Annotated in this window: 23 protein-coding genes; 12 read left to right on the forward strand and 11 right to left on the reverse strand. The window is 70.2% G+C overall.

Annotated elements, in window-relative coordinates; all coding sequences use genetic code 11:
• Positions 1 to 1,023 precede the first annotated feature (1,023 nt).
• Positions 1,024 to 2,151 (reverse strand): ROK family transcriptional regulator, encoded by a 1,128-nt coding sequence (locus tag AB0B82_RS29435; protein ID WP_360175628.1) that lies wholly within the window; start codon positions 2,149 to 2,151, stop codon positions 1,024 to 1,026.
• Between the two features lie 85 nt (positions 2,152 to 2,236).
• On the opposite strand from AB0B82_RS29435, the gene AB0B82_RS29440 reads away from it, so the two are divergent.
• Both AB0B82_RS29440 and AB0B82_RS29445 read left to right on the forward strand, forming a co-directional pair.
• Positions 2,237 to 3,328, forward strand: a complete 1,092-nt coding sequence (locus AB0B82_RS29440) for a Gfo/Idh/MocA family oxidoreductase (RefSeq protein ID WP_360175631.1) — start codon at positions 2,237 to 2,239, stop codon at positions 3,326 to 3,328.
• 11 nt (positions 3,329 to 3,339) lie between these two features.
• On the forward strand, positions 3,340 to 4,347 hold the full coding sequence (locus AB0B82_RS29445) for a sugar phosphate isomerase/epimerase family protein (protein WP_360175634.1): 1,008 nt from the start codon (positions 3,340 to 3,342) through the stop codon (positions 4,345 to 4,347).
• 4 nt (positions 4,348 to 4,351) lie between these two features.
• On the opposite strand, the gene AB0B82_RS29450 is transcribed toward AB0B82_RS29445, so the two are convergent.
• The 3 genes from AB0B82_RS29450 to AB0B82_RS29460 are packed head-to-tail and all read right to left on the reverse strand — an operon-like array spanning position 4,352 to position 7,268.
• The gene (locus AB0B82_RS29450; RefSeq protein WP_360175637.1) at positions 4,352 to 5,530 is read right to left on the reverse strand and encodes an MFS transporter; all 1,179 of its coding nucleotides are present in this window, start codon (positions 5,528 to 5,530) and stop codon (positions 4,352 to 4,354) included.
• A gap of 15 nt (positions 5,531 to 5,545) precedes the next feature.
• Entirely contained in the window at positions 5,546 to 6,076 is a 531-nt protein-coding gene (locus tag AB0B82_RS29455) for a GNAT family N-acetyltransferase (RefSeq protein WP_360175640.1), read from the reverse strand.
• 13 nt (positions 6,077 to 6,089) lie between these two features.
• Positions 6,090 to 7,268: an MFS transporter gene (locus tag AB0B82_RS29460; protein ID WP_360175643.1), complete on the reverse strand. Its 1,179-nt coding sequence runs from the start codon at positions 7,266 to 7,268 to the stop codon at positions 6,090 to 6,092.
• Between the two features lie 76 nt (positions 7,269 to 7,344).
• Here AB0B82_RS29460 and AB0B82_RS29465 point away from each other — a divergent pair, with 76 nt between their 5' ends.
• Together AB0B82_RS29465 and AB0B82_RS29470 are read left to right on the forward strand one after the other, a co-directional pair.
• The gene (locus AB0B82_RS29465) at positions 7,345 to 8,082 is read left to right on the forward strand and encodes a DeoR/GlpR family DNA-binding transcription regulator (RefSeq protein WP_360175646.1); all 738 of its coding nucleotides are present in this window, start codon (positions 7,345 to 7,347) and stop codon (positions 8,080 to 8,082) included.
• Positions 8,079 to 9,254, forward strand: a complete 1,176-nt coding sequence (locus tag AB0B82_RS29470) for an MFS transporter (RefSeq protein WP_360175649.1) — start codon at positions 8,079 to 8,081, stop codon at positions 9,252 to 9,254. The genes AB0B82_RS29465 and AB0B82_RS29470 overlap by 4 nt, the downstream gene beginning before the upstream one ends.
• On the opposite strand, the gene AB0B82_RS29475 is transcribed toward AB0B82_RS29470, so the two are convergent.
• Complete coding sequence (locus AB0B82_RS29475; protein ID WP_360175652.1) at positions 9,238 to 10,350, reverse strand: aminotransferase class I/II-fold pyridoxal phosphate-dependent enzyme; 1,113 nt, start codon at positions 10,348 to 10,350, stop codon at positions 9,238 to 9,240. The genes AB0B82_RS29470 and AB0B82_RS29475 overlap by 17 nt on opposite strands.
• Before the next feature lie 67 nt (positions 10,351 to 10,417).
• Positions 10,418 to 11,035, reverse strand: coding sequence for a TetR/AcrR family transcriptional regulator (locus AB0B82_RS29480; RefSeq protein ID WP_360175655.1), 618 nt, complete (start codon positions 11,033 to 11,035; stop codon positions 10,418 to 10,420).
• Positions 11,036 to 11,177: 142 nt separating this feature from the next.
• Between AB0B82_RS29480 and AB0B82_RS29485 the strand changes: the two genes are divergently transcribed.
• Both AB0B82_RS29485 and AB0B82_RS29490 read left to right on the forward strand, forming a co-directional pair.
• Complete coding sequence (locus AB0B82_RS29485) at positions 11,178 to 12,395, forward strand: cytochrome P450 (RefSeq protein WP_360175658.1); 1,218 nt, start codon at positions 11,178 to 11,180, stop codon at positions 12,393 to 12,395.
• Between the two features lie 58 nt (positions 12,396 to 12,453).
• Positions 12,454 to 13,584 carry a D-alanine--D-alanine ligase family protein gene (locus AB0B82_RS29490; RefSeq protein ID WP_360175661.1) on the forward strand — a complete coding sequence of 377 codons (1,131 nt, stop codon included), beginning with the start codon at positions 12,454 to 12,456 and terminating at the stop codon, positions 13,582 to 13,584.
• Here the strand turns inward: AB0B82_RS29490 and AB0B82_RS29495 are convergent.
• The 4 genes from AB0B82_RS29495 to AB0B82_RS29510 all read right to left on the reverse strand — a co-directional run bounded on the left by AB0B82_RS29495 (position 13,547) and on the right by AB0B82_RS29510 (position 16,192).
• Complete coding sequence (locus AB0B82_RS29495; protein ID WP_360175664.1) at positions 13,547 to 14,788, reverse strand: DUF6596 domain-containing protein; 1,242 nt, start codon at positions 14,786 to 14,788, stop codon at positions 13,547 to 13,549. The genes AB0B82_RS29490 and AB0B82_RS29495 overlap by 38 nt on opposite strands.
• A gap of 4 nt (positions 14,789 to 14,792) precedes the next feature.
• Positions 14,793 to 15,209: a YciI family protein gene (locus AB0B82_RS29500; protein ID WP_360175667.1), complete on the reverse strand. Its 417-nt coding sequence runs from the start codon at positions 15,207 to 15,209 to the stop codon at positions 14,793 to 14,795.
• Between the two features lie 134 nt (positions 15,210 to 15,343).
• A complete protein-coding gene (locus tag AB0B82_RS29505; RefSeq protein WP_360175670.1) occupies positions 15,344 to 15,922 on the reverse strand; it encodes a DUF3515 domain-containing protein in 579 nt (192 codons plus the stop codon).
• 36 nt (positions 15,923 to 15,958) lie between these two features.
• Positions 15,959 to 16,192: an Lrp/AsnC ligand binding domain-containing protein gene (locus tag AB0B82_RS29510; RefSeq protein WP_202867417.1), complete on the reverse strand. Its 234-nt coding sequence runs from the start codon at positions 16,190 to 16,192 to the stop codon at positions 15,959 to 15,961.
• Between the two features lie 202 nt (positions 16,193 to 16,394).
• Between AB0B82_RS29510 and AB0B82_RS29515 the strand changes: the two genes are divergently transcribed.
• From AB0B82_RS29515 to AB0B82_RS29525, 3 genes are read left to right on the forward strand one after another with little or no spacing between them, the layout of a single operon-like run.
• Positions 16,395 to 17,357, forward strand: coding sequence for a thiamine-phosphate kinase (locus tag AB0B82_RS29515; RefSeq protein ID WP_360175673.1), 963 nt, complete (start codon positions 16,395 to 16,397; stop codon positions 17,355 to 17,357).
• Position 17,358: 1 nt separating this feature from the next.
• On the forward strand, positions 17,359 to 18,177 hold the full coding sequence (gene thiD, locus AB0B82_RS29520) for a bifunctional hydroxymethylpyrimidine kinase/phosphomethylpyrimidine kinase (protein ID WP_360175676.1): 819 nt from the start codon (positions 17,359 to 17,361) through the stop codon (positions 18,175 to 18,177).
• A 2-nt stretch (positions 18,178 to 18,179) separates the two neighbouring features.
• Positions 18,180 to 18,839, forward strand: coding sequence for a DinB family protein (locus tag AB0B82_RS29525; RefSeq protein ID WP_360175679.1), 660 nt, complete (start codon positions 18,180 to 18,182; stop codon positions 18,837 to 18,839).
• Here AB0B82_RS29525 and AB0B82_RS29530 read toward each other — a convergent pair.
• Positions 18,836 to 19,993 (reverse strand): ROK family protein, encoded by a 1,158-nt coding sequence (locus tag AB0B82_RS29530; protein WP_360175682.1) that lies wholly within the window; start codon positions 19,991 to 19,993, stop codon positions 18,836 to 18,838. The genes AB0B82_RS29525 and AB0B82_RS29530 overlap by 4 nt on opposite strands.
• A 48-nt stretch (positions 19,994 to 20,041) precedes the next feature.
• Between AB0B82_RS29530 and AB0B82_RS29535 the strand changes: the two genes are divergently transcribed.
• From AB0B82_RS29535 to AB0B82_RS29545, 3 genes are read left to right on the forward strand one after another with little or no spacing between them, the layout of a single operon-like run.
• On the forward strand, positions 20,042 to 20,662 hold the full coding sequence (locus AB0B82_RS29535) for an HAD-IA family hydrolase (RefSeq protein ID WP_360175685.1): 621 nt from the start codon (positions 20,042 to 20,044) through the stop codon (positions 20,660 to 20,662).
• On the forward strand, positions 20,659 to 21,879 hold the full coding sequence (locus tag AB0B82_RS29540; RefSeq protein WP_360175688.1) for an MFS transporter: 1,221 nt from the start codon (positions 20,659 to 20,661) through the stop codon (positions 21,877 to 21,879). The genes AB0B82_RS29535 and AB0B82_RS29540 overlap by 4 nt, the downstream gene beginning before the upstream one ends.
• 39 nt (positions 21,880 to 21,918) lie before the next feature.
• Positions 21,919 to 22,758, forward strand: a complete 840-nt coding sequence (locus tag AB0B82_RS29545) for an SMP-30/gluconolactonase/LRE family protein (protein ID WP_360175691.1) — start codon at positions 21,919 to 21,921, stop codon at positions 22,756 to 22,758.
• Positions 22,759 to 23,227 lie beyond the last annotated feature (469 nt).

Consider the following 23,227-nt stretch of genomic DNA (forward strand, 5'->3'; position numbering starts at 1 on the left):
CAGATCACGATCTCCGGCTGTAGTACTAGGAGAGTTTTCCGCACGACACTGGAGGCTTTTGACCGCCATACGCGGGAAAACCCTCCACAGATGCGACTCCACCAACCCCACACCCCGATCACCCGCACGCCACACCATCGCCCCGGCCATCCCTCACCCCGTCGACCCGCGACCATCTCCCCTCGTGCAGAAGCCAACCCACGCATCAGTCAACGGATCCGGATATCCGCTCGAATTCCGTGCCGCGGATCAGCCGGTGCGGTGATGCAGTCAGCGGTGATGCGGCCGGCGGTGTTCGGCACGCGGTGACGGTGCGGCGTCGTGGCGTGGGTGGTGGCGCGAGGGTGGTGGCGTGGTCGTCGGCGCTACCGGGGTTCCACAACACGGTGGGTTCACCCATCGTGTTGTGGGTTCCGTACCCTTCACACGGGTCAGGAACCCACAACACCGTGGGTGAACCCACCGTGCGGGGACGCGGGCGTGCGGGGACGCGGGCGTGCGGGGACGCGCGCGGTCAGCCAGTCCGGGCGCTGACTCGGTCACCCAGACCCACCCACGGATCGGTCACAAGAGCCGGATGACCTCTCGTGTTGGAGGTTGTCGGCTCGTATACCGGCAGACAACCCCCAACGCGACGGGATGTCCCCCCTTGCGTAGAAGTCACGCAGCCGACCCACCGCGACTCGGGAGGCTCGGGCGTGTGGCGCGTGTCAGGTCATTGGGACGTCTCCCGTGCCAGGGCCACAGCCGAGCGTGAACCAGGCACCGTACACACCCGCCCCGCACCACACGAACTGTCGAGCGTGCACACCTTCGGGCCGTGCATCAATCATCTAGGAGAGTTTCGCCGATGCGCTCGTCGGACTCTGAGCCCCCCAGGCGCATGGTGCCGTACCGCGTGGTGCCGTGCGGCGTGCTGTAGCGCGTGGCGGCGTACGGCGTGGTGCCGTAGCGGGTGGCGTCCCAGCGCGTGGCGGCGTACCGCGTGGCGTCCCACCGCGTGGCGCAGTACTGCGTGGTGCTCTAGCTCGGAGTGCGGTGCAGGGTGTGGTGTTGGACCAGGGTGGCGGCGCCGAGCAGGGCGGCGTCCTGGCCGGTGCGGGAGGTGACGATCCGCAGGGCTGTGGTGGCCAGGGGCAACGAGCGGGCGTAGATGGTTTCGCGGAGGCCGGCGAGCAGGCTGTCGCCGGCTTGGGCGAGCGAGCCGCCGACGACGATCACGGATGGGTTGAGCAGGCTGACCGCGGCGGCGAGGACCGTACCGATCTCGCGACCGGCCTGGCGGACTTCGGCGGTGGCCGCGGTGTTGCCCGAGCGGACCAGGTCGACGATGTCCTGGCTGGTCCGGACACCGAGCTTGCCGGCCAGCGCGGTCGCGGACGCGATCGCTTCCAGGCAGCCGGTGTTTCCGCAGCGGCACGGCGCGGTGTGGCCGGGTGCCTGGATGTGGCCGATGTCGCCGGCCGCACCCTGGGCGCCCCGGTGCAGCCGGCCGCCGCTGATCACGCCGGCACCGATGCCGGTGGCAACTTTCACGAACAGCAGGTGCTCGACGTCCGGGTACGCCGTCGCGTGCTCGCCGAGCGCCATGATGTTCACGTCGTTGTCGACCAGCACCGGTCCGGGGAGGTCGCGGCGCAAGCGGCCCGCGACGTCGTAGGAGTCCCAGCCGGGCATGATCGGCGGATGGTTCGGCCGACCGGTGCTGTGCTCGACCGGCCCCGGTAGCCCGACACCTGTCCCGGCCAGGTCTGCCGGTGATCGGCCCGCTTCGCGCAGCAGGGTGTGTCCAGCCTCGGCCACGGCTGCGAGGACGACTTCGGGTCCCTCGGCGATCGCGAGCTTGGTCGTCGTCCGCTGCAGGATCGTGCCGGTCAGGTCCGTGAGCGCGACAGCAAGATGCGTCGCGCCGACGTCGGCCGCGAGGACCAGCCTGGCTGTCGGGTTGAAGCGGAAGCGTGCGGGCGGCCGGCCACCGGTCGACGCGGCCTCGCCCGACGGCACCACGAGCCCGCTCTCGAGCAGCGCCTCGATCCGTCCGGTCACCGTGGACCGGGCGAGTCCGCTGCGCTCGATCAGCTCGGCCCGCGTCCGCGGCTGCCCGTCGAGGAGCAGTCGCAGCACCGCGTCCGCCGTACCGAGATCGCTCATCACCGGACCCTCGCCAGAGTTCTGCCGTAGCCACCGTGGGCTTTTGCTTGACAGGGATCAAAAGGGTCCCATAGCGTCCTTCGACGTGTCCACCAGTGCGCGCAAGCTCAAGGTCGGGATCGTCGGCGGCGGCTTCATGGGCCAGGTCCATGGCCGGGCCGCCCTGGTCGCGGGAGCGACGGTGGCCGGTGCGGTCGGATCGTCGCCCGAGCGCGCGGAGGCCGCGGCGCAGGCGTCCGGCGCCGAGCGCGGATACGCCGACCTCGACGAGCTGCTTGCCGCGGACATCGACGTGGTCCACATCTGCACGCCGAACAACACTCATCGCGAGATCGCGCTGAAGGCGCTCGAGGCGGGCAAGCACGTGGTCTGCGAGAAGCCGCTGGCCACCTCGGTGCAGGACGCGGCCGGACTCCACGCGGCCGCGCTCGAAGCCGGCCTGGTCGGCGCGGTGCCGTTCGTCTATCGGTACCACCCGATGGTGCGCGAGCTGCGGACCCGGATCGCCGCGGGCGACGCCGGCGTGATCACCAGCCTGCACGGGTCGTACCTGCAGGACTGGCTCGCCGGGGCCGACGACCAGAATTGGCGCGTCGACGACACGACCGGCGGCCCGTCGCGGACGTTCGCCGACATCGGTTCGCACTGGTGCGACCTGACCGAGTTCGTGACCGGCGACCGGATCGCCGCGATCAGCGCCCAGCTGCGGACGGTACGTGCGCAGCGTGGCGGTCTCGAGGTCCGCACCGAGGATTTGGCCACAGCGCAGTTCCGGACCGAGGCGGGTGTGGTCGGGACGATCGTGGTCAGCCAGGTCGCGGCCGGCCGCAAGAACCGCCTGTACCTGGAGGTGTCCGGGACCGAGTCGAGCTTCGGCTTCGACCAGGAGGACCCGGACCGGCTCTGGGTCGGCCGTCGCGACGCTTCGCAGCTGCTCACCCGTGACCCCGAGACGCTCAGTCCGCCCGCCGCGCGGGTGAACCGGCTCCCGGCCGGGCACGCTCAGGGGTACCAGGACGCGTTCGACTCGTTCGTCGCCGACAGCTACGCCGCCGTCCTGGGCGACCGCCCGGACGGTTTGCCCGATTTCGCCGCCGGAGCGCGGTCCGCACGCGTGGTCGACGCCGTCCTGCGCTCGGCCGCGAACGACAGCGCCTGGACCACCGTCGACAACTAGGAGCCTGTGAGATGCCTCGTCCGATCACTCTGTTCACCGGTCAATGGGCCGATCTGCCGTTCGAGGAGGTCTGCCAGTTCGCGTCCGAGGCCGGGTACGACGGTGTCGAGATCGCCTGCTCCGGTGACCACTTCGACGTCCAGCAGGCGGTCGACGACGACGCCTACGTGCAGACCCGCAAGGACATCCTGGACAAGTACAACCTGCAGGTCTTCGCGATCTCCAACCACCTGGTGGGGCAGGCGGTCTGCGACGACCCGATCGACTTCCGGCACCAGGCGATCGTGCCGTCCCGGATCTGGGGCGACGGCGACGCCGAAGGGGTTCGGCAGCGCGCCGCCGAGGACCTGAAGAACACCGCGCGGGCGGCCGCGAAGCTCGGCGTGAACACGGTCGTCGGCTTCACCGGCTCGTCGATCTGGCAGTACGTCGCGATGTTCCCGCCGGTGCCCGCGGAGCGGATCGAGGCCGGGTACCAGGACTTCGCCGACCGCTGGAACCCGATCCTGGACGTGTTCGACGAAGAGGGCGTGCGGTTCGCGCACGAGGTGCACCCGTCGGAGATCGCGTACGACTACTGGACCACCACGCTCGCCCTCGAGGCGATCGGGCACCGCGAGGCGTTCGGCCTGAACTGGGACCCGTCGCACATGGTGTGGCAGGACATCGACCCGGTCGCGTTCCTGTGGGACTTCAAGGACCGGATCTACCACGTCGACTGCAAGGACACCCGGATGCGGACCGGCGGCGGGCGCAACGGCCGCCTCGGCTCGCACCTGCCGTGGGGCGACCCGCGGCGCGGCTGGGACTTCTACTCGACCGGCCACGGCGACGTCCAGTGGGAGGACTGCTTCCGGGTGCTGAACTCGATCGGTTACGACGGTCCGATCTCGGTCGAGTGGGAGGACGCCGGGATGGAGCGCAAGGTCGGCGCGGCGGAGGCGGTCAACGTGATCCGCAACCTGGCCTTCGACAAGCCCGCGGCGGCCTTCGACGCGGCCTTCGCGACGGACAAGTAGGACCTCAGCGGTCGTCGCGTCCCGCGGCGAACCCGAGTACCAGCTGAGCGGCTGCGAGTACGGCGAACACCAACAGCGTCGTACTCCAGCTGCCGGTCTTTTCGGCCAGGAAGCCCGCGACGAACGGACCGGCCGCGGCCAGCGCGTAGCCGACCGCTTGGGCCATCCCGGACAGCTGTGTCGTTTCGTGATGACCGCGGCCGCGAGAACTGATCAACGAGAGTGCAGCGACCAGGGCGGCGCCTTGTCCCAGTCCGCCGACCACCGCCCATACTGCGGCGAGCTGTGGCACCAGGAGCAAGCCCAGCAGCGCCAGCACTACCGGCAGGCTCGCCGTGACCAGTCCGGCCCGCAGGTCGGTTGGGTGCTTGAGCAGCCGCGGGATCGTCAGTCCTCCGACCAGTCCGCACAGCTGGAAGACGAACAGGTGCACGCCGGTCGTGCGTTCCGAGAAGCCGCCGGTGGTGATCTCGATGGTGGGCAGCCAGTTCACGAACAGGTAGAAACTGGTTGACTGCAGGCCCATGTACGCGGTGACCATCCACGCCATCGGTTGCCGCCACACGCTGACCTTGGGAGTGCTGTCCGCTGTGGTTGCCGGCTGCAGCGGCTCCGGTGACACAGTCCGGGGCAGCCAGATCACTGCGACCACCAGTGCGAGTCCGCCCCACACTGCCAGCGACAAGCGCCAGTCCACCGCGTCAGCGATCGGTACGGCGAGGATGGACGCGATGGCCGCGCCGCCGGTGATGAACGCGGTGTAGATGCCCGTTGCCCGGGACACGTTGCCGGCGTAGTCGCGTTTGAGGATCACAGGTACCAGGACGTTGCCGACTGCGATCGCACAGCCGACCACAGCCGTACCGATCCACAGCCCGGCCTGGCCGGTGTACGGACGTAGCGCGGTGGCGGCTGCGAGGACCAGCAGCGATACGAAGACAGCGCGCTCCATGCCGAGCCGCCGTGATGCCAGGTGGACCAGGGGAGAGGCGGCGGCGAACGCCAGCAGCGGCAGCGTGCCCAGCAACCCCAGTGCGGCCTCACCGAGCTGCAGATCGACGCCGATCCGCGGAAGCACCGGCCCGACCGCAGTCAGGGCCGGCCGCAGCGTCAACGCGACCACAAAGGCCGTGGCGACGACCAGCGACGACCGCTCGCGAGCGATCGGGTCGGCCGGCGCCATAGGTCTCCTTCGGGGCTATGAGGTGGTCAGTGTGGCCGGATCCGGCCAGTAGTACCGCAGACAGACGGGCTGTCCGTTGAGGCGGCGTGGCTGGCCGCCTGGCGGCGGGACATGCTGACTGTCGCCCCGGATGCCGCCGCGTGCCTCGTAGAACGCTTGTGCTGCGGTGTTCTGTTCGAGCACCCACAGGTACAGGCCGGTGCCGCGGACGTGCTCTGCGGTCAGGGCGAGCAGCCGGGTGCCGATCCCTTGGCGCTTGAGCGGTGCCCGGACGTGCAGGTTGTCCACGAGCGCGCCGTACTTCGGGTCCGCGTCGAAGACAATGTGCGACAGCCCGACCAGTTGGCCGTCGTACTCTGCGACCGTCGTCACCGTGCCTTCGCGGACGGCGAGTCGTTTCGCCCACAGCGCGGCGAGGTACTCGGGCACCTCGTCGTCGAGGAAGGGGTCCGCGTACGCACCTCGGTAGTGCCGTCGCCAGCTGTCCCCGTGCAGCTCTGCGACGGCGGCGGCGTCGTCTGCGCCGGCAATCCGGAAAGTCGTCACCAGACGATTCGTATCACCGGGGGAGCACACCGTCGGCCGCTGTCCGCGGGCTGGTTGCCAGCACCCGCGCGAACATGGCCAGCCCGGCTGCCAAGGCGGTCACGACGATGAACGAGACGGTCAGGTTGCTGGCCTGGGCGATGCCGCCGATGATCGACGGGGCCACCAGCCCGGACGCGTAGGTGATCGTGGCGACACCGGCGATCGCCTGGCTCGCGTTCGGCCCCGACCGGGCCGCGGCCGCGAAGGCGAGTGGTACGGCGACCGCGATGCCGATGCCGATCAGGCCGAAGCCGGCCATCGCGACGGCCGCATGCGGCGCGAAGACCACCAGCAGGCCGCCCAGCGTCGCGATCACTCCGCTCCACCGCACCGTCCGGACCGCGCCGAACCGGTCGACCACCGCATCGCCGCTGATCCGGGCGATCGCCATCGTCAGCGCGAAACCGGTGGTCGCGCCGGCCGCGACACCGGCCGAGCTGTCCAGGATGTCGCGCAGGTACACCGCCGACCAGTCCAGGCTCGCGCCCTCGGCGAACACCGCGCAGAACCCGACCGCGCCGATCAGCAGCGCCGACCGCGGCGGCAGCGCGAACCGCGCCGGCGGCTCCTCGTCGTCCTCCGGATGGATGTTCAGGACGAACTGACACATCACCGCGCCGATGACCGTCAGGGCGATCGCCGCCGCCACGTGGTGGGTCTGGGCGCTGAGGTTCGCATGCGCAGCGACCGTCCCGATCGCGGACCCGATCAGCGCACCCGCACTCCACAGGCCGTGCAGCCCGGACATGATCGACTTCTTCAGCCGATGCTCAACCTCGATGCCGAGCGCGTTCATCGCCACGTCGGCCATCCCCGACGTAGCGCCGTACACGAAGAGCGCCGCGCACAACGTCAGCAGGCCGGGCGCGAACGACGGCAGGATCAAGGACAGCGTCCAGAGCGCGAGCAGCCCGCGCAGCGCGGTCCGGGTGCCGAAGCGGTGGGTGATGCGTGCCGCGAGCGGCATCGCCAGCGCCGCCCCGATGGCCGGAAACGCCAGCGCCAGACCGAGCTGGCCGGTGGACACGCCCGCGTGGTCCTGGATCCAGGGGACCCGGGTCGCGAACGATCCGGTCACCGCTCCGTGCACACAGAAGACGGCGGCCACGGCGTACCGCGACCGCCGGACGAGAATGGTGGCTTCAGTCACAAGCGAACACGCTATCTGTTTGAACGATCAGGCGGATGGTAGTTTCTTGCGCATGCGAAGTGCGGAACGGCACCAAATGATCGTAGAGCGACTGCGGGCCGTCGAGCGCGTCTCGGTCCAGGAGTTGGTCGAAGCGACCGCGGCCTCGGACATGACGGTACGCCGCGACCTCGACTTCCTGGCCGCGCAAGGGGTGCTGAAGCGCGTCCACGGCGGTGCGGTGTCCGCGATGCCGTCCGGCCTCGAGCCGCCGCACTCGCTGCGCGCCCAGGCCGCCGTCGCCGCCAAGCAGGCGATCGCCCGCGCGGCCGTCGAGCACATCCGCGACGGCGAGACGATCGTTCTCGACAGCGGTACGACGGCGCTCGAGACGGCGAAGCTGCTGCACGACCGCACGCTGACGGTGATGCCCCTCTCGCTGCATGTCGCGCACGTACTGGCCGACGCGCCGCGGATCCGGCTGCTGATGCCTGGGGGAGAGGCCCGCAAGGGCGAGCTGTCGCTTGTCGGTCCGCTGACCGTCGCCTCGCTGCGGGCGCTGCGCTTCGACACTGCCGTGATCAGTCCGTGCGCCTTCAGCCTCGACGCGGGGCTGACCGCGTTCGACCTGGGTGACGCGGAGGTCAAGCAGGAGGCCATGGAGGTCGCCGCGCGGACCGTGGTGCTTGCCGACGGCGCCAAGTGGGACCGGGCCGCGCTCGCCTACGTGTGCCCGGCACATCGCCCCGACCTGATCATCACCGACGACTCCGCGCCGCAGGACCAGCGGACCGTGCTGACCCAGCGCGGCGTGCTCGTCGAGGTCGCGTCTTGAGCGCCCTCGAGGTAGACGTCCGGCCCGCACCTCCCCGCGCTGCTCGTATCGCCACCTGGCTGTACTTCGGTCTGAACGGATTCGCCGTCGGGATGTGGGTCGTGCACATCCCGAGCATCGAGCAGCGGACCGGGATCACCCACAGCACGCTCGGCTTGCTGCTGCTCGTCCTCGGCGGGGCCGCGTTCACCGGCATGCAGGTCGCCGGACCGCTCGTCGACAAGCTCGGCCAGCGCCGGCTCGTCCCCGCGGCCGGGATCCTGCTCGGGATCGCGATCGCCGGGCCCGGCCTGGCCACGAACTGGTGGACGCTCGGGCTCACGCTGATCCTGGTCGGGTTCGGCAACGGCTCGATCGACGTCGGGATGAACGCGCAGGCCGTGGTGGTCGAGCGTGGCTATCCGCGGCCGATCATGGCCGCGTTCCACGCGATGTGGTCGATCGGCGGTGCGATCGCCGCGGTCATCGGGGCCGCCACGCTGCATGCCGGCGTACCGACCGAGGTCACACTGGCGCTGTCGGGACTTCTCTGCGTGATGCTGTCGCTGGCCGCGAGCCGGTACCTGCTGGAGTCCTCAGAGCCTGAGGTCGACGCCGAGGATGCGGCCGGGCCGCGGGCGAAGCCGTCGGCCAAGCTCGTCTGGGCGCTCGGCGGGCTCGCCTTCGGCCTGATGCTGTCCGAGGGCGTGACGAACGACTGGGCGGCCCTGCACTTCCGTGACATCCTCGGCACCTCCGTGAGTACGGCGGCCTACGCGTACGGCGCGTTCGCGGTCGCGATGACCGTCGGGCGGTTCCTCACCGACCGGGTCGCCGCGGTCGTCGGTCCTGCCGCGATCGTCCGCTGGGGCGCGGCCATGGCAGCGGCCGGCCTGACCGTGGTGATCGTCGTCCCGTGGGTGCCGGTCGCGCTCATCGGCTGGGCCGTGTTCGGGCTCGGCCTCGCAGGCGGCGTACCGCAGTTGTTCACCGCCGCCGGCAACCTCGACCCGCGCTCGTCGGGCGCGCTGATGGCCCGCGTCGTCGGCCTCGGGTACGTCGGTCTGCTCGCCGGACCGGCCGTGATCGGCGGGCTGACGCACTGGATGCCGCTGAACATCGCGTTCGTGCTGCCGGTCGTCCTGTGTGTGCTGACCTTCTTCGGTGGGCCGGTGCTCAACTCCCGGAAGTGAGTGCCCGCTCGAGGTCGGCCCACAGGTCGTCGGGGTGCTCGATGCCGACGGCCAGGCGAATCAGGTCCTTCGGGATCGTCGGCGCCTCGATCGGCCAGCGGTGCCGGCGCTCCAGCATCGACTCGACACCGCCGAGGCTGGTCGCGTGCACCCACAGCTCGGTGCTCTCGCAGAGCTGCTGAGCGCCATCCGCGTCACCGCCGAGCTCGAACGCCAGGATCGCGCCGAACCCGGACATTTGCCGCTCGGCGCGGTCGTGGCCCGGATCGTCCGGCAGGCCCGGGTACCGGACCCGGCTGACCCGCGGATGCGCGCGCAGCCGCTCGGCGAGGTACGCGGCGTTCGACTGCGCCCGCTCCAGCCTGAGGGCGAGTGTGCGGAGACCGCGCAACGCCAGCCAGGCCTCCATCGGACCCGGGATCGCGCCGAGGCTGCGGCGGCGCAGCTCGATCGCCGACCACAGTTCGTCGTCCGCGGTGACGACCGCACCGAGGACCACGTCGGAGTGGCCCGCGATGAACTTCGTGGCGGAGTGCATCACGATGTCCGCGCCCAGCTTCAGCGGCTGCTGCAGCAGCGGCGTCGCGAACGTGTTGTCGACAACCACGGTCGCACCGGCGGCCCGGCCGGCCGCGGCGAGCGCCGGGATGTCGGCGACCTCCATCGCCGGATTCGTCGGCGACTCGATCCAGAGCAGGTCGGTGCCGCTCAGTGCCCGGATCACCGCGTCCGTGTCGGCGATGTCGACCCGCTCGAGCTTGAGCCGGCCCGTGTCGGCCTGCTGGTCGAGCAACGCCAGTACGCCGGAGTAGGCGTGCCGCGGCGCGATCACCTGACCGCCCACCGGTACCAGGTCCACGACCGCCGCCGCGGCCGCCATGCCGGACGCGAAGGTCAGTCCGCGTCCGCCCTCGAGTTGCCCGAGCGTCTCCTCGAGCGCCGTCCACGCGTCGTTCCCGAAGCGCCCGTAGCCCCGGTCCCCACCGGCCACATAGGTCGAGCTGAACACCGGTGAGTTGCCGACCGGGGCATTCGGGGTCCGTTCCGGCCGGCCCGCGTGGACGACGACGGTGGAGGGATCGAGGTCAGGCGTCATACCCGGATTGTCCCTGGCGACTGACCGTGCGAAGCGCCGGGCTCGCATCCCGGGCACCCGGCGTGCTTCAGAGTACGGCGGTGTCCGGTGGGCTGGGGAGGGGGATGCCGCCGGTGCGGAGCAGACGCATCGCCTGCCGTGCCAGGGTCTTCGCCTGGACGGCGTCGGGCGCGTCGACCCAGACCCGCACCACGGTCTCGATGATGTTCATCGCGATCCCGGCGGACAGTGCGGCCACGAATTCGGCGCGGCGCGGGTCCTCGGCGCGCAACCGGCGTACCAGCTCGTCGGCCAGATCGATCCGGAACCGCCAGATCAGGTCGTTGAGATGCGCGCTCACCGACCCGGTCTGCTCGGCCAGCTCGAACACTGCGCGGACCCGCTCGGGGTTCGTCTCGAGCTGCTCCAGCACCCGCTCGACGACCGCGCGCAGACCGTCGCGCAGGTCCATCGCGGGCTGCTGGTGGAACCAGCTGACCGCCTCCGCGAGGCACTCGTCGACGAACTCGAGGACCAGCGTCTCCTTGGTCGGGAAGTACCGGTAGAGCGTGCTCGGGCCGACCTCTGCGGCCGCCGCGATCTGCTCGACGGTGGTCCGGCCGAACCCGTGGTCGCTGAACAGCTCGAACGCCTTGTCCGCGATCAGCCGGCGGGTCCGCTCCCGCTTCACCTCGCGCAGTCCCATCAGCACCTCCGCGGACCCGTGAGCTCGTTCCCGCCCCGACTGCCGGTCAGAGTACCGCCTCCGACTCGCCGGACGCGGTTCCGTTTCAGGAGTCTCAGTCATATGGTAGTCACTACCAAATTTCTCCGGCGAAGGGCTGCGGATGACCGAGAGCTTTCCTGTCAGCAGGCCGCCCGGCTGTCCGTTCGACCCCGCCGCGCGGTACGCCGACTACCGCCGGACCGAGGCGCCGGTGAAGGTATCCACCCCGGCCGGCGTCGACGCGTACCTGATCAGCCGGTACGACGAGGTCCGCGCACTGCTGCGCGACAGCCGCCTGAGTTCGCGACTCGCGCCGTCCGACCACGTCGTACCGGACGCGGACCTGGATCGGGAGGTGGAATCGGGCTCGATCCTGCAGGTCGACGGCGCGGCGCACAAACGACTGCGCCGGCTGCTGGCGACCGAGTTCGCGGCGAAGCGGATGGAGGCGATGCGGCCGCGGATCGCCGCGATGATCGACGAACGCATCGATGCGATGCTGGCCGCGGGCGGTCCGGTCGACCTGGTGCAGGAGTTCGCGCTGCCGATCCCGTCACTGGTGATCTGCGAGCTGCTCGGCGTCCCGTACGAGGATCGCCAGGAGTTCCAGGAGCGGAGTGCGTTGCTGGTCCGCGTCGACGGCTGGACCGACGAGATCGGCCGCGCCGGCGACGAGCTGAACCAGTACATCGCCGGCCTTGTGATGGCGAAGCAGGCCCGCCGCGAGGACGACACGCTGTCCCGGCTGATCACCCGCGGCGAGGAACTCGGGACACCGTTGACCGTCCCGGAGCTGGTCACGGTCGGCGTCACGCTGCTGATCGCGGGCCACGAGACGACCGCGAACATGATCGCGCTCAGCACGCTCGCGCTGCTTCGCAACCCGGACCAGCTGGAGAAGTTGCGTAACGACCCGGCGCTGGCTCCGGCGGCCGCCGAGGAACTGCTGCGATATCTGTCCGTTGTGCACTTCGGCCTGTTTCGGCAGGCGACCGACGATCTGCCGGTCGGGCCGTTGACGATCGACGCCGGCTCGTACCTGATCGCGGCGCTCTCGTCGGCCAACCGGGACGAGACGGTGTTCCCGGATCCCGATCGGCTCGACGTGGAGCGCCCGGCCGCGGCGCATGTCGCGTTCGGGTTCGGGCCGCATCAGTGCCTCGGGCAGCAGCTCGCGCGGATCGAGCTGCAGGAGGTGTTCACCCGCTTGTACCGGCGCGTTCCGACGCTGCGACTCGCCGTACCGTTCGAGCAGATCGACTACAGAGACAACACGCTCGTGTACGGAGTGACAGCGTTGCCAGTCAGCTGGGACGCGCCGCCGCCCGCCGAGATCTGAACGGTTCTTAACCGAACCCCGGTCGGAACCGGATCGCCGGACCGCTACAGTCGAGCCGGTGAGTGAGTACTCGGAAGGTCAGCGCAAGCCCCGCGTCGCCGTTGTCTTCGGCGGCCGGTCGAGCGAGCACGCGATCTCGTGCGTGACCGCGGCGAACGTCCTGCAGGTCATCGACCGGGACAAGTACGACGTGGTTCCGGTCGGGATCAGCACCAGTGGGCACTGGGTGCTCGAGAGCGGCGACCCCGAGCGGCTGTCGATCACCGACGGCAAGCTGCCCGAGGTCGACGTCACCGCGATGCCGGTGCTGTTCGGCGCGAACCGGGAGCTCGTGGTCAGCGAACCCGACCAGGTGCCGAGCACGCTCGGCGCGGTCGACGTGGTGTTCCCGCTCCTGCACGGCCCGTGGGGTGAGGACGGCACCATCCAGGGACTGCTCGAGATGTCCGACATCCGCTACGTCGGTTCGGGCGTGCTGGCCAGCGCCGTCGGCATGGACAAGCACTACATGAAGGTCGTGTTCAAGGCCGCCGGCCTGGACGTCACGCCGTACATCGTGATTCGCGACCGCGACTGGCGACGCGACCCGGCTGCGTGCCGCGCGGCTGTGGAGTCGCTCGGCTACCCGGTCTTCGTGAAGCCGTGCCGCGGCGGGTCGAGCCTCGGCATCAGCAAGGTGAACAGCCTCGACGAACTGGACGAGGCGATCGCGGTCGCCCGCGCGCACGACCCGAAGGTGATCGTCGAGGCGTCGGCGAAGAGCCCGCGGGAGATCGAGGTCGGCGTCCTCGGCGGACTCGACGGCGGCGCTGCGCAGGTCAGCGTCTGTGGCGAGGTCGCGGTCTCCGGTGGCGGGCACGACTTCTACGACTTCGAGACCAAATACCTGCCGGAGGGGGAGGAGTACACCGCCCTTTCGGTGCCGGCCGACCTTCCGGAAGAGATCGCGAACGACATCCGCGCGAAGGCCCTGACCGCCTTCGACGCCATCGAGGCCGAGGGCCTGGCCCGCGTCGACTTCTTCCTGGACGCCGACCAGCGCGTGATCATCAACGAGATCAACACGATGCCCGGTTTCACGCCCACCAGCATGTTTCCGCGGCTATGGGCGGCGTCCGGCAAGGACTACGCGGCGCTCGTCGAGCACCTGCTCAATCTCGCGCTGACCCGCCCGACCGGTCTGCGCTGACCCCCGCGAGGTTCGCCACGCGCCGGTGCAGGTAGCGCTGCTGCGGCACGCTCGTCGTCCGGGCCGCTGCCGCCTCGTACGCCGTTCGCGCGCCGAGTGTGTCGCCGGACATCTCCAGGAGGTGGCCGCGAACGGCGAACAAGCGGTGGTCGTCGGCGATGCGGGAGTCGTGCTCGATCTCCTGCAGCAGCGTGAGCCCCGCTTCCGGACCGCGTGCCATCGCGACCGCGACGACGTGGTTGAGGGCAACCATCGGGTTGTCGGTGAGCTGCAGCAACACCTCGTACAACGCGACGATCTGCGGCCAGTCGGTCTCCGCGGCGGATTTCGACTCGTCGTGGACCGCGGCGATCGCCGCCTGGAGCTGGTACGGCCCGACCGGCCCTTTCGGCAGTGTCGCGGTGATGAGATCGACGCCCTCGCGGATCAACTCCGGGATCCACAGCGACCGGTCCTGCTCCGCCATCGGCACGAGCTCGCCGTGTGGTCCGGTGCGCGCCGGCCGCCTGGCATCGGTGAGTAGCAGCAGCGCCAGCAGCCCCGCGACCTCGGAGTCGTTCGGCAGCAACCGGTGCAGCATCCGCGCCAGCCGGATTCCCTCGGCCGCCAGCTCGACCCGTTGCAGGCTCGGGCCGGTCGTACTCGTGTAGCCCTCGTTGAAGATCAGGTACACGACCTTCAGGACGGCGCCGAGCCGCTCCTCACGATCCGCCGGCAGCGTGAACCGCGCGCCGCTGTCCTGCACAGCGGTCTTCGCCCGGGTGATTCGCCGCGTCATGGTTGCCTCGGGCACCAGGAACGCCCGCGCGATCTCCGCCGTCGTCAGACCACCGACCGCCCGCAACGTCAGCGCGATCTGCGACGCCGGCGACAGTGCCGGGTGGCAGCACAGGAACAGCAGCACCAGCGTGTCGTCGGCATCACCGACCGGCTCGCCCTGCGGCGCCCACGCGGCGACGCGCTCCTCCCGCCGCTGACGGGCCTGCTCGCGGCGGAGCAGGTCCGTCAGCCGACGCGATGCGACCTTGATCAGCCAACCGCGTGGATTGTCGGGGACGCCGTCCACCGGCCACTGCTGAGCCGCCGCCAGCAGGGCCTCCTGCACGGCGTCCTCGGCCGTGTCGAAGTGTCCGTACCGCCGAACCAACGCCCCGAGCACCTGCGGCGTCAGCGCCCGCAGCAGGTCCTCGACGGTGCCGATCATGCGCTCACTCCACCAGTTCGTCCTGGCCCTCGACGATCGGCCGGATGTCGGCGTACGCCGTCGCGCGGACACCCTCGGGCGCCGGCGTGTCGGCGAGCCGCGCCGCGATCTCGGTGGCCCGGTCGAACGACTCGCACTCGACGATCCAGTACCCGGCGAGCACCTCCTGCGTCTCGGCGTACGGCCCGTCGGTGACCACCGACTGCCCGTTCTTCGTCCCGATCCTGCGAGTGAGCACCGGCGCCGCCAGCCCGCGCGTCTCGACCAGTTCGCCGGACTCGACGAGCTCGTTGGAGAACTTCTCCATGAACTCGCCCATCGCCTGGAAGTCCTCCGGCGTCCAGGCCGGCTGCCCGGTGTCCTTGCCCGCCATCCCGTCGTAGTCCTGCTGCGACGCGTAGGTCAGGATCATGTACTTCATCGGTCTCTCCCGTCGTCCGAGCACCCTCCCTCAGGGCACTTCCACCCGAGACGTCGCCCCCCGTGCCGCGCAACCGGACACGACCCAGAGAATTCTTCAGGGGAATTTCGATCTCGTCAGGGAGTATGCCGCTGTCAGGTGCAGGGGGTGACGAGTTTGTTGTGCTTGTGGACGGCGTCGGAGACGTCGACGAGGGCGTTGGCCTCGGGGGCGTACTTCGACGGGACGGCGACCTCGAAGTAGAGGGCTCGGCCGATGGTGGTGAAGACAACGCCGTTCTGGACTTCCTTGGCGAACCAGCCGACGCCGTTCACCTCGAAGCACTTCGTCTCCGCTTCCGCCATGCCGGCCGGCGGGCTGACTCCGCAGGTCAGCTCGATCGGCGGATCGCCGTACGCCGCGGTCAGCGGGCTCTTCGGGGAGGTCTCGCGGCGCTCGGCGTCGAGGATCTTGCCGGGGAGTGCCTGCACGAGGCCGGCGCACGCGGCAGCGACCTCAGGGGCGGGGGAGGGGACCGGTACGGCGGCAGGTCCCGGGCTGCATGCGCTGACCAGTAGCAGTACGCCGACGACACCCAGACCCCAACTGCGCAGTCCGATGCGCCGCGCACGGGCGCGGTGCGGGTCGGCGTGTCGTGGTCCGGTGTGCTGTGGTCCGGTGTGCTGTCGGCCGGGGATCGGGTCGGCCGAGTTGAAGGGTCGGGACTTGGGCATGCGGAGACGCGGCGTGGCGGGGCTGCAGTGCGGCGGTCAGATGTGGACGACGGGGCAGGTCAGCGTGCGGGTGATACCCGGGACGTTCTGGACCTTGGCGACGACCAGCTTGCCGAGCTCGTCGACGTTGCGGGCTTCCGCGCGGACGATCACGTCGTACGGACCGGTGACGTCCTCGGCCAGGGTGACACCCTGGACCTCGGCGATCTGTGCGGCGACGTCGGCCGCCCGGCCGACCTCGGTCTGGATCAGGATGTAGGCCTGGACCACCACGTCGTTCTCCACTCAGTCGTCCTCAGCTGGGCTCCAGCCACAGTACTGCGAGCTGGCTGCGCGTACTCATAGTTGCCCGGTCACGGTACCGCCTCAGGCGGTGCCTGGTAATCCCCCGCCAACTGCGCGGCCCTCGGCACGGCACCTCGCCGCACAGGACCGCCTAGACTCCCGTCAGCGATATGGGAGGTCTGTTGACGTGACAGAGACGTTGGGGAGCACGGGTGAGTTCGGCCTGATCGCGGCCGTCACCAAAGGGCTGTCCCAGAGTGAGGACGTCCTGGTCGGCCCTGGGGACGACGCGGCGGTGCTGGCGGTGCCTGACGGGCGCCTGGTGATCACGACGGACCTGCTGGTCGAAGGCCGGCATTTCCGCCAGGACTGGTCGTCGGCGTACGACGTGGGCCGCAAAGCCGCCGCACAGAACCTGGCCGACGTCGTGGCCATGGGTGCGCGCCCGACCGCGCTGGTGGTCGGTTTCGGCGGCCCAGCGGACCTTCCGACCGCCTGGGCGCTGGAACTGAACCAGGGCCTGGTCGACGAGTGCGAGCTGGTCGGAGCGAGCATCATCGGCGGCGACACGGTCCAGTCCGACAAGATCGTCGTCTCGGTGACCGCGTTCGGCGCCCTGGACGGCCGGGCGCCGGTCCTGCGCTCCGGTGCGCGGCCGGGCGACGAGGTGGCGTACTCCGGCCGCCTCGGCTGGGCAGAGGCTGGCTGGGCGGTGCTCGCGCGCGGCTTCCGCTCACCACGGGCCGTCGTCGAGGCCCACCGGCGCCCGCAACCGCCGTACGATGAAGGTCCGCGGGCTGCACTGGCCGGCGCCTCCTCGCTGTGTGACGTCAGCGACGGACTGCTCGCCGACCTGGGCCACATCGCGGAGGCGAGTCAAGTGATCATCGACGTGCACACGAAGGCGCTGACGGTGCCCGAGCCGCTGCAGGCAGTCGCCGCGGCGACCGGCGCCGACGCGCTGCGGTTCGTGCTGACCGGCGGTGAGGACCACGCCCTCGTCGGGACCTTCGAGCCGGCCGACGTGCCGGACGGCTGGACCGTCATCGGCTCGGTTGCCGAGGGCAACGAGGAACGTCCGCCCGGGACGGTGACCGTCGACGGCTCGCCGTATGCTGCGGACACAGGTCACGCCCACTTCAGGAGTTGAGATGCCGGACGGCAACGCGCTGCCCAGAGTCCTGACGATCGCCGGGTCGGACTCCGGCGGCGGAGCCGGGATCCAGGCGGATCTGAAGGCCATGCTGGCCAACGGTGTGCACGGGATGAGTGTGCTGACCGCGATCACCGCGCAGAACAGCCTCGGCGTCCAGGGCGCCTGGGAGCTACCCGAGGAGCAGGTGCGCGCGCAGTTCCGCAGCGTGGTCGACGACATCGGCGTGGACGCGGTGAAGACCGGCATGCTCGCGTCGGCGTCCATGGTGCGCACCGTGGCGTCACTGCTGCGGACGCTGCCGCCGTCGGTGCCTGTGGTGGTCGACCCGGTCTCGGTGTCGAAGCACGGCGACGCGCTGCTCGCTGCCGATGCGATGGACGCCGTACGGTCGGAGATCGTCCCGCTCGCCACCGTGCTGACACCGAACCTGACCGAGCTCGGTCCGGTCGCCGGCGTCGACCTCGAGACCGTCGAGGACCGTGAGCTCGCAGCGAAGGCGCTGCTGGAGGCAGGTGCGTCCTGGGTGCTGGTGAAGGGCGGTCACGACGTCGGTACGGCGGCAGTCGACGTACTGCACGGCCCGGACGTGCGGCGCTCGTACAGTGCGGTCCGCGCGGACAACCGGCACACGCACGGCACCGGCTGCACGCTGGCGAGCACAATCGCGTCGTACCTCGCTCGCGGGTACGACGTACCGAGCGCGGTGGGCGCGGCGAAGGAGTACGTGACCGGTGCGATCGCGGCCGGGTTCGCGCTCGGTGCGGGCATCGGCCCGGTCGATCACGCGTGGAGATTCCGAGGGAGTGGTAGTTGATCATGAGGGCACCCGGAGCTCCTGCGCCCTCGAAGCGGCAGCCCCCTGTTGACGGCTATTGCGAGCAATGCGGCTTCAACTACGACACCGGCGATCTGCAAGGCACGGTGACCCTGCTGATCCGGCAGGCCGCCGACTGCAGCATGGCGCTGACCAGGGCCGCTGCCGGTCCGGACCCGGACGTGGTGCGGCTGCGGCCGGAGCCGGAGGTGTGGTCGGCGATCGAGTACGCCTGCCACGTGCGCGACGTACTCGAGGTGCAGCGGCAGCGGATCGCTCAGTGCCTGGCCGAGGACCGGCCGGTGTACGCGCCGATGGACCGGACCGGTCGCGTGAAGCAGGCGAAGTACGAAGACCAGGACCCGATGGAGGTCGCCGCGGCCCTGATGCGGTTCGCAAAGGAGTTCGGTGCCGCGGCGCGGGTGCTGCGACCGCAGGAGCTCGGCAAACTGGGGCTGTACAACTATCCGGTGCGGATGCCGCGGACGCTGGGGTGGGTGATCCGGCACACGGCTCACGAGATCCAGCACCATCGCCACGACATTACCGAGGTGCTGGCGAAGGTGGAGCCGCCGATCGTCCCCAAGCCTCGCGCGGAGCCGGTCGACGAGTTTGGTGTTGACGCTGCTGAAGAGGCGACTGGCGGAGAGGTCGCTGACTAGAGCTGGGCGACCCAGGCTGCGATGGCTGCTTCACTGGTGATCCGGTCGAGTGCCATCGCCGCAGCGCCGCGGAGCGGGCCGTCGGCCTGGTGAGCTGCGGGTAGTACTGGCGGGGGAGCGGCGCGGTGGAACGCCATGAGGCCGTCCCGGTACGCCTCGGCGAACGTGTCCTCAGCAGCCGCTCGCAGTGGGATGGCCAGACCGCCAATGGTCACCACGTCCGGATCGTGTGCGTTGACCAGCCCGGCGATCCCGTAGCCGAGCGCGGCGACCACCCTGGTCACGGCGGCGCGCGCAGCCCGGTCAGAGCGCCGGAGTACCTCTTCCGCGTAGCCCACTGGGTCATCGGGGGTCGGCTGCTTCAAATGGCGCGCCAGAGCACGTCCGTCGATCTCCAGGTCCCAGCAGCCACGCGCACCGCACGGACAGCGTCGCGAGCGGTCGCCGAGGGGCATGTGCCCGTACTCACCACCGGCGCCCGACGCTCCCTGTGCCGGTACGCCGTCGATGAGCAGCGTCCCGCCGATACCGACCTCCACGATCAGATGCACCGCCGTACGAGCTCCTGCAGCCGACCCGGTCCGCGCTTCGGCCACACCGCTCAGCGTTGCGTCGTTGCCTGCCAGCAGCGGTACGCCGGTGCTCTCGGTGACTTGTGCGAGGTCGATCTCCGGCCACTCCAGCGTGGGCGCCTGCATCAGGTGGTTGTCGCGAACAGAGCCGGGCACGGCCAGGCTGACCATTTGCAGCCGAGCGCCGTACCGCTGGTGCGCCTGCTCGACCTCGCTGCGTAGGTTCTTCAGTACTACCTGTGCGCGCCGGCTCCGGTGCCGCCGGTATTGCAGGTCCTGCAGCGATCCGTCGAGTGCTACGGCCGCACTGCGCCAGCTGCTCTGCCGAAGGTCCAGTGCGAGTACTACAGGGCCTTGCGGGTGCGGCCGCAGTACCGTGGTCGGCCGGCCACGGCCCTGGCTCGGCGCGGGCGCTTCAGTGAGCAGATGTACGTCGCGTAGCCGGGCCGTCACTTCGGTGGCCGATCCCGTACTCAACCGCAGTGTCCGCGCCACGGCGGCCCGGGTGATACCGGGGCGGCGAGCAACCTGGGTCAGGACGTCCGCAGCCGTCTGCCATTGCCCCCGGCGTACTGGAGTCATCGTTGCCCTTCCCGTTATGCTCGGTAAACGAGTTTAATGGGAGGGTTCATGGAGATCCGGGACATCCGCGCCGTACTGTTCGACATGGACGGCACGCTGGTCGATTCCGACGCCGTCGTCGACCGCAGCTGGACCCGCTGGGCGACCGAGTACGGCCTGGAGCCGGTCGACGTGCTCGGAGTGGCCCACGGCAACCCGGCGGTGGCGACCGTGGCCCATTTCCTCCCGGATGCGACGCCGTCGGAGCGCGCGGCTGCAGGTGCGCGCGTCCTCGATCTGGAAGTTACCGACGTCGACGGCGTGGTCGCGAAGCCCGGTGCGCTGTCGTTGCTGGCCACGCTGGACCGAATCGGTCTGCCGTGGGCGGTCTACACCAGTGCGCCTGCCCAGCTCGCAAAGGTACGGCTGACGGCGGCTGGGATCGCACCTCCGGTTCTCGTCACGGTTGACGACGTCAGCCGCGGCAAGCCGGACCCGGAGGGCTATCTGCGAGCGGCCGAGCTCCTGGGTGCGCCTGCGAGGCAGTGCCTGGTCGTCGAGGACACGGTGGTCGGGCTGACCGCCGGGCAGGCGTCAGGTGCGCTCACAGCCGGTCTGAAGGGCATCTCCGCCGATATCGAGCTGCCCGACCTGCACCGACTCGACGAGCTGTTCAAAGGTCTGGAATGACCACGGCGGCTCCGGTGCAGGCTGGAGCACGCGCCGACGAGGTGCGGATCGGTATTGCACTGTCGGCGATGGGTTTCGTCCTGGCCGGACTCGGTGCCTGCGTGGCGATCCTGGCCCGCGACCTCGGCGAGCCGACCGGACGACTGGCGCTGCTGTCGTCCGGGTTCGCCGTCGGCCTGCTGGTCGTCGCGATGATCGGCCCGCGGATGCTGCGGCGCTGGCAGCTGCCGACCGTCCTGTCCCTCGGCTCGGTCATCTGCGCGGGCGGTGCCGTCCTGATCGCGGTCGCCCGCGGGTACGGCGTGGCGATCGCCGGCGGCCTCCTGGTGGGTCTCGGCGGGGCGCTCCTCGTGCTGGTCGCCCCCCTGATGCTCAACGGTCCGACCGCGGCTGCTCGCTTGAGCCGCGTCAACGCGGTCGCCAGCGGCACCGGGATCCTCGCGCCGCTGGCCATCGGCACCCTGGACGGACTCGGCCCCACCGGCCGCCTGGCCCTGCTGGCCGCCGCACCTCCACTCCTGGCGCTGGCGCTCCTGACCCATCGCCGACCCGGCAATCGCCGACCCGCTGTGGCCGGAAGTGCTGATGAAGAACCGCATGAGCCGACGGTGCCGGTGCTGATCGACTCGGCGCCGGCGGTCGGGCTGGTGGGGAAGTGGCGGCGGGTCGGGCGTCGCGTGGTCCTCGACGTGGGCGTAGGCTGGCTGCGGGTCGTGCTGGCCGTGGCGGTGGAGTTCTGTTTCGTGGTGTGGGCCGTGGCTCGCCTGGTGGCTGCCGGACTACCGACACCGACGGCCGCGCTGCTCGGTAGTGCGTTCCCGATCGGCATGGCGGTGGGACGGGCGATCGGGCCGATCCGTTGGCGCGGCTGGTCGCCGGTGTACCCGTCCGGTGCGCTGGCCGCGTGCGGCACGCTGCTGGTGAGCCTGTTCGACGTGCCCGCCGTAGTAGCCCTCGGACTGGTTGTAGCAGGCCTCGGTGTCGCCCCGCTGTACCCGGTCACGCTGGCGACCCTCGTCGCGACCCCGGGACTCAGCTCAGCCCGTCTGTCTGCGATCGGCGCGCTGGCATCCGGTACGGCGATCCTCATCGCGCCGGCGCTGCTCGCCGTACTCGCACGGGTCGTCGACCTGCGGACGGCGTACCTGGTGACCCTGCCGATCATCGGCGTACTTTTGCTGCTGAGCCGTCGATCTGACCGATCTGCGTTCGTGTAGGGGGTGAACACGCCCCAAGAGCACGGATGAGGTGACCTGATGTCCGAACTGAAGCTGCTGCTGGACGACCTGGCCTTCCCCGAGTCGGCGCGCTGGCACGACGGCCGGTTGTGGTTCTGCCACTGGGTGGAACAGGAGGTCGTCGCGGTCGACGCGGACGGCAAGACCGAGCGTTTCGACGTACCGGTCGAGCGGCTGATGGGCTGGTGCATCGACTGGCTCCCGGACGGCCGGCTGCTCACCACCGGCGACAAAGTGCGCCGCTACGAGCCCGACGGCTCGGTCACCGTACTGGCCGAGCAGAGCGCGAACGAACTCGTGGTCGATGCGCAGGGCAACATCTACCTGAACGGCGCCGACTTCGACTTCGCCGGCGGCGCGGAGCCGGTGCCGGGCTGGATCAAGCTGCTCACACCGGACGGGCAACTGCGGCAGGTTGCCGACGACATCCAGTTCCCGAACGGCATGCTGCTGACGCCGGACGGGCGCGCCCTGGCGATCGCGGAGTCGTTCGCGGGCCGGTTGACAGCGTTCGACGTCGAGGTCGACGGCGGATTGTCGAACCGCCGCGTGTACGCCGACGGCCTTGGCCCCGACGGCATCTGCCTCGACGCCGAGGGCGCGATCTGGGTCCAAACCGCCGACAACGCCGTCGTCCGCGTCGCCCCCGACGGTGCCATCCTCGATCGCGTCGACGTTCCCGAGTACCAAGCCCCCTTCGCCCTCGGCCTGGTCGACTTCAACGGTCCCACCCTCTGCATCCTTACCGCCGGATGGCACCCCACCGACCCCATCACCACCAACCTCACCCGCCTCACCACAGGCCCGCACACCGGCAAGATCTTCACCACGTCCGTCCAAACCCCGCCCGCTCGCTAACCAACCTGACCCCCACCACCTCGCCTACCGCGGCTGCCGGACCTGCCGGACCTGCCGGACCTGCCGGACCTGCCGGACCTGGCGGGCCGCGGTCGCCGAGCTGAGCTGTGCTCGGAGCATTGCGCGGAGCCTTGTGTGGCGCTGTGTGCGGAGCTGTGTGCGGAGCACTGTGGTCGGCGAGCCGTGGTCGGCGCGCTCTGGTCGGCGCACCGTGGTCGGCGCACCGTGGTTGGCGCGCTGTGGTTGGCGCACCGTGGTCGGCGAGGTGTGAACAGGTACTGGTGCGTGTGCACCGGTTATTGCCTGTTCAAGCCCACGGGTTCCTGTCCGCGGCCCCGGGTTGTGGCCCGTCGGCATGCGGCTGAAGCCGGGCGTGGCGTGCGGGTGTGGCGTGCGGGCGTGGGCTGCGGGTGTGGAGTGCGGCGTGGGCTGCGGGTGTGGCGTGCGGGTGTGGCGCGCGGCTGTGGGG

This window comes from Kribbella sp. NPDC048915 (assembly GCF_040649595.1).
In the GTDB taxonomy this organism is placed as follows: domain Bacteria; phylum Actinomycetota; class Actinomycetes; order Propionibacteriales; family Kribbellaceae; genus Kribbella.